This window comes from Salinicola lusitanus (genome assembly GCF_003206045.1).
GTDB classification, from domain to species: Bacteria; Pseudomonadota; Gammaproteobacteria; order Pseudomonadales; family Halomonadaceae; genus Salinicola; species Salinicola lusitanus.
This window is the reverse complement of the sequence record NZ_PZJM01000004.1, coordinates 225,869-241,594: the sequence shown is the minus strand read 5'-3', so window position 1 is coordinate 241,594 and position 15,726 is coordinate 225,869. Positions and strand designations below refer to the sequence as shown.

Sequence of the window (15,726 nt, the reverse complement as noted above, 5' to 3'; positions counted from 1 at the left end):
TATTGGATAAATGTCTACATTTTTGACAACTCGCGCTCGCCGATCCTCCCCGTCCGGGCCGGCATCAGCCTCCAACATTCGTCGCAGGCTGGCAGCGCCTGGCGATCATGGCCCAGCAGCAGCGCCGTGCGTCCTGCCAGCCACGCATCCAGTGTCGACTTGATCGAGGCCGCCGTCTCGGCATCCAGCCCGCTCAGGGGCTCATCCAGAATCACCAGCGGCGAATTGCGCAACATCACCCGCGCCAAGGCGACGCGACGCGCCTGGCCCCCGGAAAGCTGGCGCCCCTGCTCGCCGACCCAGGTTTCCAGGCCGTCCGGCAGCGATCGCGCCCAGGCCTCGAGCTCGACACTGGCGAGCACGGCCCAGAGTTCGGCATCGCTGGCATCCGGGTTCCCCATGCGCAGGTTGGCGGCCAGGGTGTCGTGGAACAGCTCGCTGCGCTGGGTGAGATAGCCGATTCGCGCTCGCAACGAGTCGGGCGCCAGCCGGGAGATATCCTGGGAGGCGAATTCGATGCGCCCCGCCTGGGGATCGAATGCGCGTACCGCCAACTGCGCCAGTGTCGACTTGCCGATCCCCGACGGGCCGATGATGCCGACTTTCCGGCCGGCTCCGATGACCAGACTCAGGTCGTCGAAGACGGTTCGCGCGCCATGGCTGACCTCGACGCCCCGATAGACCAGCGATGGCGCCGCGCCTCCGGACGTGAGCCGGTCCCCGGCCAGCGGCGTCTTCAGCTCGGCCTGGGCGTTGAGCCGCTCGGCGGCCCGTACCGTGGCCCCCAACTGGGTGAATGCCATCGGCAGATTACCCAGCCCCTCGCTGACCGCCAGCGTGCCCAGCGCCAGCATCACCATCACCGGCCCGCTCACTTGGCCGCCGCGAAAGGCCTCGAGCCCCACCAGCAGCACCAGCAGCGTGGCCAGTTGGACGCCGAGCGTGACGACGAGATTGCCGGTGGCAGTACGCCGGCCGAGTTGACGCTGGTCGTCGAGCAGCGCCTGCTCCTCGCGGCGCCAGAGCGCGCGATGTGTCTCCAGCGCCCGGTAGCTGGTCAATTCGGCCAGCCCCTCGACCTGCTCGATGGCGCGCGTCCGCAGCCGTTCCTGCCGATCGATCCGGCGATGACTGGCCCGCCAACCCCACCAGCCGCAGCCGGCGGTCGCGATCACGCCCAGCGGCAACAGAATGACCAGCAGCACGATTCCGGCGACGGGCAGGAAGGCGCTGGCGAAAGCGGCGAATGCCAGCACGCTGATCAGTGCCACCAGCGGCGGCGCCAGCAGGCGCAGATAGAGATTGTCGAGGGTGTCGATATCCGCCGTCAGTCGATGGAGCCACTGGGAAGCACGGGCCCGTGCCAGCGTGCGCGCATCCAGCGTGACCAGGCCAGCGAATACGCGCCCGCGAAGATCCGCCAGCAGTCGCAATATGGTGTCGTGGTTGTAGACCCGTTCCAGATAGCGGCTGGCAGTGCGGGAGACGGCGAAGAACCGGATACCGCTGCCGGGGGTGAAGACGTCCAGGTAGCCGGTTGCGCTGACCGCCGCGATCGCCGTGGCGGTGATGAACCAGCCGGACAGCGACAGTAGCCCGAGCGCGCTGAGCAGCGTGGCGAGCATCAGCAGCGCGCCGATCAGGAGCCGGCCGCGACGCTCGGCCAGGACGCCGAGCCATGGCCGCAGCGAGAGCAGTGACTTCATGAGTGCGCCTCCCGGGAGAGATCCGGACGCTCGACCGCGGACAGCCTGCCCGCCTCGATGGCGAGGACACGACCGGCCATGGCCATGATCGCAGGGTGATGGGTAGCGACGATCAGGGTGCGACCGCTGGCGGCCAGCCGGGTCAGGCCGGCGATGACCTCGCGTTCGGTCTCCGGATCGAGGGCTGCCGTCGGTTCGTCCAGCAGCACCAGCTTCGCTGGCGAGAGAAAGACCCTGGCCAGCGCCAGCCGCTGCCCTTCGCCGCCGGAGAGCCCGACGCCCCGCTCGCCTAGCGGGGTGTCGAGGCCAGACTCGGCGGCGCGCAGCCAGACCCCCAATCCGGCCTCCTCCAGGGCGCTACGCAGCGCGTCATCGCTGGCATCCGGCGCCACCAGGCGCAGATTCTCAGCGAGGGTGCCCTGGACGATCAGCGGTCGCTGGTCCAGCCAGGCGATTGCCGGCGTCGGGGTGACCCGAACCCTCCCCGCGCTGGGCGCGATGAAGCCCGCGATCAGTTGCAGCAGGCTCGACTTGCCACTGCCGGAGGGGCCGATCAGCGCCACGACCTCGCCGGGATTGATCCTCAACGACAGCGGCCCGAGAATTCGCTCCCGCCCGCGATGGCGCAACTCGACAGCGTCGAGCGCGACCGCACCGGGAAGCTGGCGCGGGGTCTCGTCCGCCTCGGTTTCTCCGCCGATTCCCGCCGGCGCGCCCTTCTCGTCGGCCTCCGGCTCCAGCAGCGCCACCAGCCCTTCCGCCGCGCCAAGGGCGGAAGCCCGGTCATGGTAGTGCTGGGAAAGGGTGCGCAGCGGCTGGAAGAACTCCGGGGCCAGCAGCAGGATGAACAACCCGCTGAACAGATCGAGCTGATCGGCGGGGCCATACTGGATATAGCCCAGCAGGCCGAAGCCGATGTAGATCGCCACCACCGCGACGGAGACCGCCGCGAAGAATTCGAGCACCGCCGACGACAGGAAGGCGACCCTCAGCGTCTTGAGGCTTCGCCGCCGATAGTCGTGGGCGACCTCGCTCACCTCCTCGACGCTGCGCTCGGCCAGACCGAACAGTTGCAGCGTGGCGATGCCCCGCACCCGGTCGAGGAAATGCCCCGAAAGCCGGGTGACCGCCTGGAACTGCGCTTCGTTGAGACGCTGCGCGCCCATCCCGATCAGCGCCATGAACAGCGGAATCAGCGGCGCCGCGATCAACAGCCAGATCGCCGCCAGCCAGTTGAGCCAGAACACCACGGCGAGGTAGATCAAGGGGATCAGCGCCGCCAGCACCATCTGCGGCAAGAAGCGGGCGTAGTAGCCCTCAAGCGACTCGACCTGATCCACCAGCTGGCTGGCGAGACCGGCGCTATGCCGGGACGCCAGCCGCACGGGGCCGAGCTGCTGCAGGCGCGCCAGCAACAGCGCACGCACTCGCTGCTTCACCCGCAGGCCGCAGGCCTGGCCGCACACTTCCTGCCCCCACTGCGCCAGTGCCCGGGCGGCAATGGCGGCGACGATCACCGAGATACCACCGACGACCGCCTCGAGCGAGGCGCCGTCCGAGATCACGCGATCGACGACCCAGGCCAGCGCCCCCATCTGGATCAGCGTGGCAACGCCCACCAATAGTCCACAGCAGACGGCCCCACGATACCAGGGCCGGACATCGGCCGCCTGCTGCTTCAACCACTCGCGTGACGGGTTAGCGGATCGCCTGGCGGCGCTCAATGGTAGCCCTCACCGACGCGGACCTTGCCGCGGAAGACCCAGTAGGACCACGCGGTGTAGGTCAGCACGATCGGCACCACGAACAGCACCCCGATCAGGATGAAGAACTGGGATTCCGGCGCCGAGGCGGCGTCCCAGAGCGTGTAATCCGGTGGGATCACGTAGGGCCAGCGGCTGACCAGCAGTCCGAGGTAGGTGAAGATGAACAGGCCCAGCGTCAACAGGAACGCCAGCCCTTCACGGCGACGGCGAGTGGCAAGGTAGATTCCAGCCGCGCAGAGCAGCGCCGCGAACGGCAGCAGCCAGATCACCTGCAGATGATCGAACCAGCGGTCGAACACGCCCGGATCGATCCAGGGCGTCCACAGACTGACGATGACGAATATCGCCAGCACGCCGATCAGCAGCCCGGGAATCAAGCCTCGCGCCCACTCGCGAACATGCCCCTCGGACTTCAGCACCAGCCAGGTCGCCCCCAGCAGGGTGTAACCGACCACCAGCCCGATGCCGGTGAGGACCGAGAACGGCGTCAACCAGTCGAACGCCCCGCCGGTATAGACGCGATTCGCGGTTTCGAAGCCCTGGATGTAGGCCCCCACCACGCAGCCCTGGGCGAACGCCGCGACGAAGGAGCCGCCGGCGAAGGCCGCGTTCCACCAGCCCCGCGTCCGCTTGGACTTGAAGCGAAACTCGAACGCCACGCCACGGAAGATCAATCCGGCCAGCATCAGGAATACCCCCAGGTAGAGCGCCGGGAGCAGGATGGTGTAGACCAGCGGGAAAGCGGCGATGAGACCGGCACCGCCGAGCACCAGCCAGGTCTCGTTGCCATCCCACACCGGTGCGACGGAGTTCATCATCACGTCGCGGGCGTCCTCGTCGGGGGCGAACGGAAACAGAATGCCCAGGCCCAGGTCGAACCCGTCCATCAGCACGTACATGATCACGCCGAACGCGATGATGAAGGCCCAGATCAGCGACAGATCGTACATTTCCATGGCTCAGCTCCTGGATGACGCGGTGGTGCCGTCGAATGGCACGTGGGTGGCGGACAAGGGACGCATGGGGCGGTCGGCGTCATGGACTTCCTCGTCCGCACCGAGATCGTCCAGCCCCTGGCGAACGACCTTGAACAAGTAGTAGATGCCGGCCCAGAAGATCACCGCGTAGACCGCGACATAGCCGATCAGCGTCGCCAGCACCATGCCACCCGTCAGCGAGGGCGTGACCGCATCCGCATAGGAGAGCACGTTGTAGACCAGCCAGGGCGAGCGCCCGATCTCGGTCACGAACCACCCCGCCAGCACCGCGATGAACGGTGCCAGGCTCATGCCCTGCAGGCCATGCAGGAACCAGCGCGAGGTGTACAGCTTCCCGCCACGGCGAAGCACCAGCCCGGTGACGGCAAACGCGATCATCAGCAGACCCAGCGCGACCATGACCCGGAAGCTGTAGAAGACGATCCAGACCGGCTGCTGCTGATCGACGGGGATCTCCTTGAGCCCCGGCACCACGCCATCGACATCGTGACGCAGAATCAGGCTGGCGCCGTTGGGGATACCGATCTCGAAGCGGTTGGCCTGGAGCTCGCGGTCCGGAAGCGCGAACAGCAGCAATGGAACATTGGACTGGGTCTCCCAGTTCCCCTCCATCGCCGCAATCTTCATCGGCTGATGCTCGAGGGTGTTGAGACCGTGCTCGTCACCCACGAAGGCCTGTAACGGCGCCAGAATCAGCAGCAGCCACATGGTCATGGAGAGCGCCCGCTTGTGTGCCTCGACATCGCGCCGTCTGAGCAGGAACCAGGCACTGACCCCGCAGACCACGAAGCCTCCGGTCAGGAAGGCCGCCAGCGCCATGTGCGCGAATCGATACGGGAAGGAGGGCGTGAACATGGCCTCCAGCCAGGAGGTCACGTGCACGGCACCCTCGCGGATCTCGTAACCCTGCGGCGTCTGCATCCAGCTGTTGGTGGCCAGAATCCAGAAGGCCGAGATGAAGGTACCGATGGCGACCATCAGCGCAGCGAAGAAATGCACCGACGGCGAGACACGATGGCGGCCGAACAGCAGCACGCCGAGGAACCCGGCCTCCAGGAAGAACGCCGTGATCACTTCGTAGCTCAGCATCGGCCCGATGAAGTTCGAGGCGAACTGGGAGAAATTGCTCCAGTTGGTACCGAACTGGAAGGCCATGACGATGCCGGAAACCACGCCCATGCCGAAGACGACGGCGAATATCTTGGTCCAGAACAGGCCCAGACGATCCCAGACCGCGTTACCGGTCGCGACGTAGAGACCCTGCAACACCGCCACATAGGAAGCGAGCCCTATCGTGAAGACGGGAAATATCGCATGAAAAGAGACCACGAAGGCGAACTGCAATCGTGATAGCAGGATAGGATCTAACGCCATGGCTGACTCCTCGCAAGCGCCAGGGCAGCGGTTCCCTCATACCCCGACGGCAGCTGTTTCATCTGACTGTTTGCTGTTTGTCCCTCGCCCGGCCATTGCAGCCGTTCGATGCGCCCTATCATAGGCGCGACCCTGGGCCGGGCCGCCGTGTCCGGTTGTCGCAGCCCCATGCCGCACTGTTGCGCGCGACGCTCTAGACAACCTAGGCAATGCTGCCGAAAGTCGCCAACCACGAGGGTTTCCAAGCCTCCGCGCCACCCGCAGAGCCGACTTTCATCCCGGCGGATTCCAGCACACCTGCGACAATATGCCTGGCTGACACGCCGTGGCGACCGGGGGCCGCCCCGCGTCGTCACGCGGCAGACGGCTTTGGTCAAATAGTCATACGTCAAATAGTCATACAAAGGCAGATCGCGTAAGGTTCGAATGACATACAGGCTAATGGCTATCCCGCTATTGGATCCTGCCTGACTCTTATCCCTGATCACGAGGCGCTTCGTGACCGACCCGACCTCCTCGACCGCCCGCTCGGCCTCCCCGGCCCAGACGACAAAGGCCGGTCCCGTGCCGGCCCTGTGGATGCTGGTCATGATCACCCTGGCCGGCACGCTGGCCATGCACATCTTCGTGCCGGCGCTGCCGATCGCCGGAGAGGCGCTGCACGCCGACAACGCCCGAATGCAGTTGACCATCAGCCTCTACATACTGGGTCTGGCGCTCGGCCAGCTCTTCTATGGCCCGCTCTCCGACGCGCTGGGAAGACGACCGGCGTTGATGCTCGGCATGGCCATCTACAGCATCGCGGGCGTCGTCGCCTGGCAGGCGCAGAGCGTCGAGATGCTGATCGCGGCGCGCTTCTTCCAGGCCTTCGGCGGCTGCGCCGGGCTGGCGCTGGGGCGCGCCATGATCCGCGACACCGCGGCCCCGGACCGGGCGGTGCAGCGCCTGGCGGTGCTCAACCTGGTGGTCGCCATCGGCCCGGCCATGGCGCCGCTGATCGGCAGCCTGCTGACATCGACGCTGGGTTGGCGAACCGTACTGCTGGCACTCTGCCTGATGGGTGTCGGCAACCTGCTGTTCGTCTGGCGGCTGATGCCGGAAACGGCACAAGCCACCGGTCGCATCAACCTGCCAAACCTGGCCCACGAATATCGCACCCTGCTCCGCTCTCCCGCCTTCATCGGGTACGCGATCGGCGGAGGTTGCGTCACCACGGCGATGTTCGCTTTCGTCGCCTCGGCACCGTTCATCTTCGTCGAACAGCTGGGCAAGCCGGCGAGTCACGTGGCGTACTACCTGTCGCTGCTGATCCTCAGCATCTCGCTGGGCAACTTCATCACCAATCGCACCATTCACCGCGTCGGCCTGGTGCGATTGATGCTGTCTGCCAGCCTGCTGAGCCTGGCGGGCGGAATCTCGATGCTGGTCATCGTGCTGGCGGGCTGGGCTTCGGCGGTCACCCTCGAAGCCTCGGTGCTGCTGTTCACCTTCGGGGTGGGGATGACCGGACCGACCGCGTTGACGCTGGCAGTGGGCATCAACCCCAGGGTGGTCGGCTCCGCGGCCGGGCTCTACGGATTCGCCCAGATGGGCATCGGCGCTCTGTGCACGGCGCTGGCCGGCCTGGGCGACAACCCGGCCCTGGGTGCGGCCGTGGTGCTGGCCACGGCTGCCGTGATCGGCCAGATCGCGTTGAGAACCGCGCTGCGGTTCGATCGCCAGCCCCCGGGCTGAGCCACCGGAGGGAGATCTCGGGTCTCTTCGAAACCCCTCGCGCGCCTGCTGCGTTCGTCTAACGGAGCGCCCTCCTGTTCTTCGGTAGTGTAGGCATACCACGACAACGCAGGTGGCCGTGCTCCGCCACGCCCGCCGGAACGGTCTAGGGGATGCCCATGAACGCTATCTGGATCGCCCTGTTCGGTACCGTGTGTTTCGTGATGGGCTATCGGTTCTATTCGAAGTTCATCGCCGAACGCATCTACCGACTCGACGCCGATTTTCAAACGCCGGCGCATGCCTATCGCGACGGTGTCGATTACGTTCCCACCAACAAGTGGATTCTGTGGGGCCACCATTTCACCTCGGTGGCTGGGGCGGCGCCCATCGTGGGGCCTGCCATCGCGATCTACTGGGGCTGGTTGCCGGCCATCCTGTGGGTGGTGCTGGGCACCGTCTTCGCCGCCGGCGTCCACGACTTCGGCGCGGTGGTGCTCTCCAATCGCCACAAGGGCCATTCGATCGGGACACTGGCCAACCGGCTGATCGGACAGCGTGCCAAACTGCTGTTCCTGTTCATCATCTTGATTCTGGTATTGATGGTCAACGCGGTCTTCGCCTGGGTCATCGCCAAGCTGTTCATCACCTTCCCGGCCAGTGTGCTGTCGGTCTTCATCCAGATTCCGCTTGCCGTGTGGATCGGCTATCGCGTCTATCGCCATTCGGGCTCGATGCTGCTGCCGTCGGTGGTCGCTCTGGCGGTGATGTACGGCGCGGTGCTGGTGGCCAGCGAGGTGCCGCTGCTGCAGTTCGACCTGGTGAGCTGGTTCGGCGGGGCCGACGCACCGGTCGTCGGCGGCTTCAACGGCACCTCGATGGCCTTCCTGGTCTGGATCGTGGTGTTGATGGTGTACGTCTACATCGCCTCGACGCTCCCCGTCTGGAAACTGCTGCAGCCGCGCGACTACATCAATTCGCATCAGTTGGTGGTCGGCCTGGCGCTGCTGTACCTGGGGCTGCTGTTCGGCGCGCCGGAGATGACCGCGCCCAGCATCAACGGCGAGGCGGAGATCAGCTGGTATCCGCTGCTGTTCATCACCATCGCCTGCGGCGCGATCTCCGGCTTTCACGGCCTGGTCGCCTCGGGCACCACCTCCAAGCAGTTGGACAAGGAAACCGACGCCCGCATGATCGGCTATGGCGGCGCCCTGGGCGAAGGCATGCTGGCGATGATCGCGATCATCGCGGTGGGCACCCTGTTCGCCTCGGGCGCCGACTTCACCGCCACCTATTCGAGCTTTTCCGCGGCCGGCTCCAACGGCCTGGGGTCGTTCGTGAGGGGTGCCGGCCAGCTCGCCGGCAATCTCGGCATTCCCGAACAGGTGGGGTCGACGCTGATCGCGGTGATCGTGGTGAGCTTCGCCGCCACCACCCTGGATACCGCCGTGCGCCTGATGCGCTACATCATTGCCGAGCTGGGCAACGAGTACGGCATGCCGGTCATCGCCCGCAAGCACGTCGCGACCAGCATCGCCGTCATCACCAGCGGCGCGCTGGTGATCCTGCCGGAAGGTCCCAACGGCTTCGGCTCCGGCGGCTACCTGCTGTGGCCGCTGTTCGGCACCAGCAACCAGCTGCTGGCCGGCATCACGCTGATGCTGGTCTCGGTATGGCTCAAGCGCCAGGGCCGCCCGGTGATCTTTACCCTCGCCCCCATGCTGTTCCTGCTGGTCATGACGCTGTGGGCCATGGGCCAGCAGGTGATCTTCACCTGGTCGGGTTTCGGCGATGCCGACCGCAACTGGCTGCTGTTCATCTTCGGGAGCCTGATCATGGTGTTCACGCTGTGGATCCTGCTCGAGGCCTCGCGCAGCTTCCGCCAGGACGACACTGGCACACGGCAGCCATCGCTGAGCTCCGATGAATCGCCCTGACAACGAGGTCTCCACGGTTGCCCTGTGGCGATCGCGGCTACATCGCGCGATCCAGGGATACGACGCGGTCCTGAGCCTGCCGCACCGGCGCGAAATCGCCCGGGAGCTGCAGGATGAGGAGGATCTCTTCATGCTGCTGTGCTTCTGCGACATGATGGGAATCCCCAATCCCGTCAGCGACATGACCCTGGAGCTCTACCCGCACATGCTCGACCGCTTCCACGAGTGGCACACCCGCCAGGGCATGCCGCGCTCGCCCCTGGCGGGCTTCCGCTGCTGCTAGGCGGGCGCATGTCGCACAAGGAACCCCGCATGGCCAAGAGCCTTTTCTTCGGCGGCAAGGGCGGCGTCGGCAAGACCAGTTGCGCCACCGCCTATGCCTTGAGCTGCGCGGCGGCCGGCTGGCGGACCCTGCTGGTCTCCACAGACCCGGCCCACAATCTGGCGGATCTGTTCGGGCGCTCGCCGGGGCCGAGTCCAACGCGCATGCGGGCCGGTCTCGACGTCGTCGAGCTCGATCCCGATCACGAGACGCAACGCTACCTGGAGCAGGTCAAGGCCACGCTGCGCCCCCTGGTCAGCGGCGAACGCAGCGAAACCGTGTTTCGCCAGCTCGACCTCGCACGACATGCTCCCGGCACCGAGGAAGCCGCCCTGTTCGATGCCCTGGTGGGCCTGTTGCTGGATACCGGCGACGCGTACGATCGACTGATCTTCGACACCGCGCCCGGCGGGCACACGGTACGTCTACTGGCGCTGCCCGAGATCATGGGCGCCTGGGTGGAGGGATTGATGCAGCGCCGCCGCAAGGTACGCAGCGACTACAAGGCGTGGCTAGGCGACGGCGAGGTCGTCGACGATCCCATCCAGGAGACGCTGATGCGCCGCCGCGGGCGTCTCGCCGCCGCCCGCGAGCACCTGACCTGTCCCGCGCACTCGGCGGTGATCCTGGTCGCCAACCCGGAACGGCTGCCGGCACTGGAAACCACACGCACCCGCCAACTTCTCGAGAGTCACGGGTTGCACGTCGGCGCCGTGGTCATCAACAAGTGCCTGCCTGCCGAGATCGACAGCCAATGGCTCGCCAACTGGCGCGAGGAGCAACGCCCCTGGATCGATCATCTCGAGGCGACCTTCCCCGACCGCGAGTGCATACGTATCGATCACCAGTCCCATGCCCCGGCCTGCTGTGACGATCTGGTACCGCTCCAGCAAGCGCTGAGCGGGTTGGCGCCGTGGCACGCCCAGCCATGAGGGTCGGGCGGCCCGAGTCGATGGTCTAGCGCGTGCCGATCACGCTGTAGACCAGCCACGTGGTGTAGGCCACGAAACTGAGTAGCAACACCGCACCTTCCAGCCGATTGATGCGGCCCTGCCCCTTGATGCCGATGCCGAACACCAGCAGCGCCAGCGTCAGTGCCGCCATGACCGGCCAATCCCGGACCAGCACGTCGGGATCGACGTCGATGGGGTGTATCACGCCGGCCAGGCCGACGACCGCCAGGGTGTTGAACAGGTTGGAGCCCACCACGTTGCCGATCACCAGGTCGTGCTCGTTCTTGCGTACCGCACTGATGGAAGACGCAAGCTCCGGCAGCGAGGTGCCGATGGCGACCACCGTCAGCCCGATGACCAGATCGCTAACCCCGAACGCCTCGGCGACCGTGACCGCGCCCCAGACCAGAAAGCGCGAACTGACGATCAGCATCAGCAAGCCGACCAGCGTCCAGACCACGCCGCGCTTCAGCGACATGGCGTCTGCTGCCGCATGCGCCTCGACATCGGTCTCCAGCGCATCGCCGTGGGTACTGCGGGCCCGCCAGATGCTGTAGCCAAGGAAACCGAAGAGCAGTGCCAGCAGGAGGACCGCATCGACGCGGGAGATCACGCCGTCATGCAGGCACCAGAGCGAAATCAGCGTCACCCCCCCAAGCACTGGCAACTCCTGGCGGATCACCTGAGAGTGCACAGTCAGCGGGCTGATCACCGCCACCAGCCCTACGATCAGGGCGATATTGGTAATGTTCGAGCCGTAGGCGTTCCCCAGCGCCAGGCCGGGATTGCCCTGGACGGCTGCCAGCGCCGATACCATCAGCTCCGGAGCCGAGGTGCCGAAACCGATCACCACCATGCCGATCAATAGTGGCGGGAGCCCCAGATGACGAGCCGTCGCCGCGGCGCCATCCACGAATCGGTCGGCACTCCACACCAGTACCACGAGTCCGGCCACAATGGCCGCCAGCGCCATCCACACGTTAGGATCTCCCCTATGTTCGTAAGGCCCCGACAGCCGGTGGCGGGGCAACGACAGAGCGCCCGGCTGCGCTCCGGAGAACGCCTCTGCCGCCCAGGTAAGCGATTGTGCTTCTTCGGCAAAACGGCCTTAGCCTACTATAGTATCCAAGCGGCTGAACTATCATGACTTTTCGACAACGACGCCAGCGTCTTCGAGTGCATCCAACAAACATGCACGGACGTATGTATTCCAGTAACATGCTGACATCAAGCAGCGTGGTACGCCTTTCATCCAGCTTTCGCATCGGGTACGGCTTTGGCAGCAGGCAAGAGTGACTCTGACATCGACAAGACGAGTTTCCTGACGCCTCGACGGACGCGTCGTCGTCTTCGTGCCTGCCACGAATGCGATCTACTGGTCGCCCTGCCGCCTCTGCATCCGGGTGAGCGAGCCAGTTGCCCACGCTGTGGTCACACACTCAGCCACCGACATTTTCGCCCCGCCGAGCGCAGCCTGGCATTTGCCATCAGCGCCTTGATGGCGTTGGCGGCGGCGCTCTACTTCCCGTTCATCAGTTTCGAAGCGCGCGGGGTCAGCAATGCCATTCATCTCGTCGACACCTCCGCCAGTCTCGTCAGATTCCACGAGCCGTTCGTCGGCATGCTGGTCCTGCTGACGGTCGTGGTGCTGCCCACGGTCTATCTCCTCGCCGTCGTCTGGCTGCACCTCGGCCTCCTGCAACGACGTCCGCTGCCGCGGAGCTACCGCATCGCTCGCGCGCTCTCCCATCTAGGCCCCTGGATGATGGCGGACGTGTTCGTCATCGGCGCCCTCGTCAGCCTGATCAAGATCGCCGGCATGGCATCCGTCGACCTGGGCCTGTCGTTCTGGGCGTTCTGCGTCTATGCCCTGCTGCTGCTGCTGACCACACGCTCCATCGACACCGACTGGATGTGGTTCTCGCTGGTGGGTGAGCCGCTCGCCCCCGAGGGGTGCCGACCGGGCCAGCCGGCCGCCGAACAGAAGCTCACCGGTTGCCCGACCTGCGGCCTGGTCAATCGCCTCGGCCATTTCGGGCGCGGGCGCTGCCAGCGCTGTGGCGAGCCGCTACGCTTCCGGAGCCCTCACAGTCTGCAGAAGACCTGGGCGCTGCTGATCGCGGCGACACTCTGCTATATCCCCGCCAATCTCTACCCGATCATGACCACGACGTCGCTGGGCAACGAAACGCCCTCGACCATCATTGGCGGCGTCATGATCTTTCTCGGCCACGGCGACTGGCCCATCGCGCTGGTCATTTTCACCGCCAGTGTCGTGGTGCCGATCGGCAAGGTCTTCGCACTCGGCTGGCTCTGCATTACAGTCCGGCGCAGCGGTGAATCCGAATTCAAGCACAAGCGCCAGAAGCTGTACCGGATCACCGAACTGATCGGGCGCTGGTCGATGATCGACGTCTTCGTGGTCGCCATTCTGGTGTCCCTGGTCCATGCCGGATCGCTGCTGGCGATCACGCCAGGCCCGGCGGCGCTCGCCTTTTCCGCGGTGGTCATCATTACCATGCTGGCCGCGATCAGCTTCGACCCACGCCTGATCTGGGACGCGCGCAACATGCAGCCCCACATGCCGGCCGCGCTCAAACGCCAGTCACCCTACTCGCCCGTCAAGGAAGCCGACGATGCCTGATTCGATGCAACGCGCCAAACGGGTGTCGCAATCGCGACTCTCGCCGATCTGGATAGTGCCTCTACTGGCGGCGCTGATCGGTGCCTGGATGGTGTGGGACAACATTTCCAGCCGAGGGCCGTTGATCACGCTGAACATGGACAACGCCGAGGGCATAGAGGCCGGCAAGACCCTGATCAAGACGCGCAATGTCGAAGTCGGCCATGTCGAGGCCGTCCGCCTGTCCGACGACTTGTCACACACCGTGGTCACGGCGCGCATGTCCAACGACGCGGCGCGAATGCTCAATGCCGAGACGCGCTTCTGGGTGGTCAAGCCACGCATCGGGCGCGAGGGCATCAGCGGTCTCAATACCGTGCTGTCCGGCGCTTACATCCAGCTCGCGCCGGGCAAGAGCGATGAAGCTCAGGACAGCTTCGATGTCCTCGAACAGCCGCCGGTCGCACCGCCGGATGCCCCTGGACTCAGGATCAACCTGGTGAGTCAGGTCGGCAATTCGCTCAGCGCCGGCGATCCGGTCACCTACCAGGGCTATACCGTCGGTCGCGTGGAGAGTACCGATTTCGACCCCGAGAAACGGGAGATGCGCCACCGCATCTTCATCCAGTCTCCCTACGACAGTCTGGTGACCGATACCACGCGTTTCTGGAGCTCTTCCGGCATCGACGTGCAGTTGGATTCGGAGGGGGTGAACGTCAACCTGGACTCGTTCGAGACGTTGATCAGCGGCGGCGTCACCTTCGGCGTGCCGGAGGACGTGACCCGGGGCGGTCCGGCCAAGCAGGACGCGACCTACACCCTCTACAACAGCGAGGAGAGTGCGCGCGAGGGAACCTATGACCAGTACATCGAATATGTCCTGCTGGTCGATGACACCGTTAGAGGGCTCAGTCGCGGCGCGCCGGTGGAGTATCGCGGCGTGCGCGTCGGTACCGTCGTCGCGGTTCCGTGGCACTTCACCGCCCCGCAACCGGACGGTCTCAACCAGTTCGCGATTCCGGTGCTGATCCGGATCGAACCTCAGCGACTGGAGAGCGGCGAGGACATCAACAAGAATATCGACGATCAAGAAGTGCGTCAGCGCTTCGAGAAGATGTTCAAGGACCTCGGGCTGCGCGCCACGCTCAAGGCCGGCAACCTGCTGACCGGTGCACTGTTCGTCGATCTCAACTTCAGCCAGGACGCCGATCCCTACAAGCCGCTGACGTTCGACGGCAAGCCCGTGTTCCCGACCGTTTCCGGTGGTTTCGCGCAGATCGAACAGAAGATCTCGAACCTGCTGGACAAGCTCAACAATCTGCAAGTCGAGCCGATTCTCGACCGCCTGGATCAGACAATGCAGACCTCTCAGCAGACGCTGGAGCAGGTGCGTCAGATCGCCGAATCGGTCAATGCCATCGTCTCCGACCCCGCGACGCAACAGCTACCGGGCAGTCTCAACGACACGCTCCAGGAATTGCAGAATACGCTGAACGGCTTCTCTGCCGGCTCCTCGGGGTACCGTCAGTTGAATGACACCCTCAAGCAGCTGGAAATATTGATGCGCGATCTGCAGCCGGTGGCCAAGACTCTTCGCGAGCAGCCCAATGCGCTGATCTTCGATCGCGAAGTCCAAACCGACCCTGTGCCGAGAGCTCCCCAATGATGGCCTCACTCATGTTCCGCTGGCGCCAGTTCGGCGCCATGACCCTGCTGATGATCGCGACCGCGGCCCTGGCGGGTTGTGCCGCGCAATCGACACCAACCAATCGCTATACCCTGCCGGAGGTCGAGAGTCCGCCGTCGTCGCCAACGTCGTCGATCTCCGGGAATCGGCAACTCAGCGTCAGCCCGGTCGAGGTGGCCAGCTATCTCGATCAGGAAGGCATCGTGATGCAGACCAGCGATATCGAGCTCAATGCCGCCAATCAGAATCTGTGGGCCGAAGAGCTGGGCCACCAGTTGACACGCCAGTTGCGCCAGTCGCTGTCTGCCGAGCTGCCGGGCGTGACGGTCGTCAGCTCGGCTCAGGGCGGCGCCGGGGCGCAGCGGCTATCGCTGAGCGTCGATCAGTTCCAGGGACGCTACGACGGTCGCGCCGTGGCCTCCGGGGAGTGGCAACTCCACGACGGTAACCGGCTGGTGATGCAACGCCATTTCGACGTGACCCGGCCACTGGAGAATGACGGCTATCCGGCGCTGGTGCGCGCGTTGGGTGCGGTGTGGAAGGAGGTGGCGCGGCAGGTCGCGGCGTCGGTTCGCGCGGCGCCATCCGCGGATTGACGGGCGCCAGTTCGAGGGGCCCGTTCGGACATTGAGTGGCGTCGACCCGGG

Annotated in this window: 12 protein-coding genes; 7 read left to right on the top strand and 5 right to left on the bottom strand. The window is 65.4% G+C overall.

Features of this window, described 5'->3' with window-relative positions; all coding sequences use genetic code 11:
- Positions 1 to 14: 14 nt before the first annotated feature.
- From cydC to DOM45_RS08330, 4 genes are read right to left on the bottom strand one after another with little or no spacing between them, the layout of a single operon-like run.
- Entirely contained in the window at positions 15 to 1,706 is a 1,692-nt protein-coding gene (gene cydC / locus DOM45_RS08345) for a thiol reductant ABC exporter subunit CydC (RefSeq protein WP_110599422.1), read from the bottom strand.
- Positions 1,703 to 3,388 (bottom strand): thiol reductant ABC exporter subunit CydD, encoded by a 1,686-nt coding sequence (gene cydD, locus DOM45_RS08340; protein WP_280951666.1) that lies wholly within the window; start codon positions 3,386 to 3,388, stop codon positions 1,703 to 1,705. The genes cydC and cydD overlap by 4 nt, the downstream gene beginning before the upstream one ends.
- Positions 3,389 to 3,426: 38 nt before the next feature.
- Positions 3,427 to 4,428 (bottom strand): cytochrome d ubiquinol oxidase subunit II, encoded by a 1,002-nt coding sequence (gene cydB, locus DOM45_RS08335; protein WP_110599419.1) that lies wholly within the window; start codon positions 4,426 to 4,428, stop codon positions 3,427 to 3,429.
- A 3-nt stretch (positions 4,429 to 4,431) separates the two neighbouring features.
- Positions 4,432 to 5,844 (bottom strand): cytochrome ubiquinol oxidase subunit I, encoded by a 1,413-nt coding sequence (locus tag DOM45_RS08330; RefSeq protein ID WP_110599417.1) that lies wholly within the window; start codon positions 5,842 to 5,844, stop codon positions 4,432 to 4,434.
- Between the two features lie 498 nt (positions 5,845 to 6,342).
- Here DOM45_RS08330 and DOM45_RS08325 point away from each other — a divergent pair, with 498 nt between their 5' ends.
- From DOM45_RS08325 to DOM45_RS08310, 4 genes are all read left to right on the top strand, one after another.
- Positions 6,343 to 7,578, top strand: coding sequence for a multidrug effflux MFS transporter (locus tag DOM45_RS08325; RefSeq protein ID WP_205909424.1), 1,236 nt, complete (start codon positions 6,343 to 6,345; stop codon positions 7,576 to 7,578).
- Positions 7,579 to 7,736: 158 nt separating this feature from the next.
- A complete protein-coding gene (locus DOM45_RS08320; RefSeq protein ID WP_110600409.1) occupies positions 7,737 to 9,494 on the top strand; it encodes a carbon starvation CstA family protein in 1,758 nt (585 codons plus the stop codon).
- The gene (locus DOM45_RS08315) at positions 9,481 to 9,777 is read left to right on the top strand and encodes a cory-CC-star protein (RefSeq protein ID WP_110599415.1); all 297 of its coding nucleotides are present in this window, start codon (positions 9,481 to 9,483) and stop codon (positions 9,775 to 9,777) included. The genes DOM45_RS08320 and DOM45_RS08315 overlap by 14 nt, the downstream gene beginning before the upstream one ends.
- 29 nt (positions 9,778 to 9,806) lie before the next feature.
- Positions 9,807 to 10,748, top strand: coding sequence for an ArsA family ATPase (locus DOM45_RS08310; RefSeq protein ID WP_157958371.1), 942 nt, complete (start codon positions 9,807 to 9,809; stop codon positions 10,746 to 10,748).
- Positions 10,749 to 10,773: 25 nt separating this feature from the next.
- Here DOM45_RS08310 and DOM45_RS08305 read toward each other — a convergent pair whose 3' ends face one another.
- Positions 10,774 to 11,742: a calcium/sodium antiporter gene (locus DOM45_RS08305; protein ID WP_240612359.1), complete on the bottom strand. Its 969-nt coding sequence runs from the start codon at positions 11,740 to 11,742 to the stop codon at positions 10,774 to 10,776.
- Between the two features lie 303 nt (positions 11,743 to 12,045).
- On the opposite strand from DOM45_RS08305, the gene DOM45_RS08300 reads away from it, so the two are divergent.
- Genes DOM45_RS08300 through DOM45_RS08290 form a run of 3 tightly spaced genes read left to right on the top strand, consistent with a single transcriptional unit; the run spans position 12,046 to position 15,675 of the window.
- Complete coding sequence (locus tag DOM45_RS08300) at positions 12,046 to 13,413, top strand: PqiA/YebS family transporter subunit (RefSeq protein ID WP_110599409.1); 1,368 nt, start codon at positions 12,046 to 12,048, stop codon at positions 13,411 to 13,413.
- Positions 13,406 to 15,058, top strand: a complete 1,653-nt coding sequence (gene pqiB / locus DOM45_RS08295; protein WP_110599407.1) for an intermembrane transport protein PqiB — start codon at positions 13,406 to 13,408, stop codon at positions 15,056 to 15,058. Before DOM45_RS08300 ends, pqiB begins: the two co-directional genes overlap by 8 nt.
- The gene (locus DOM45_RS08290) at positions 15,055 to 15,675 is read left to right on the top strand and encodes a PqiC family protein (protein ID WP_240612327.1); all 621 of its coding nucleotides are present in this window, start codon (positions 15,055 to 15,057) and stop codon (positions 15,673 to 15,675) included. Before pqiB ends, DOM45_RS08290 begins: the two co-directional genes overlap by 4 nt.
- Positions 15,676 to 15,726 lie beyond the last annotated feature (51 nt).

Coding starts and splice junctions, on each gene's coding strand:
- DOM45_RS08330 (WP_110599417.1), bottom strand. CDS start 5,844: ATGGCGTTAGATCCTATCCTGCTATCACGATTGCAGTTCGCCTTCGTG.
- DOM45_RS08315 (WP_110599415.1), top strand. CDS start 9,481: ATGAATCGCCCTGACAACGAGGTCTCCACGGTTGCCCTGTGGCGATCG.
- cydC (WP_110599422.1), bottom strand. CDS start 1,706: ATGAAGTCACTGCTCTCGCTGCGGCCATGGCTCGGCGTCCTGGCCGAG.
- cydB (WP_110599419.1), bottom strand. CDS start 4,428: ATGGAAATGTACGATCTGTCGCTGATCTGGGCCTTCATCATCGCGTTC.
- DOM45_RS08310 (WP_157958371.1), top strand. CDS start 9,807: ATGGCCAAGAGCCTTTTCTTCGGCGGCAAGGGCGGCGTCGGCAAGACC.
- DOM45_RS08305 (WP_240612359.1), bottom strand. CDS start 11,742: ATGGCGCTGGCGGCCATTGTGGCCGGACTCGTGGTACTGGTGTGGAGT.
- DOM45_RS08320 (WP_110600409.1), top strand. CDS start 7,737: ATGAACGCTATCTGGATCGCCCTGTTCGGTACCGTGTGTTTCGTGATG.
- DOM45_RS08290 (WP_240612327.1), top strand. CDS start 15,055: ATGATGGCCTCACTCATGTTCCGCTGGCGCCAGTTCGGCGCCATGACC.
- pqiB (WP_110599407.1), top strand. CDS start 13,406: ATGCCTGATTCGATGCAACGCGCCAAACGGGTGTCGCAATCGCGACTC.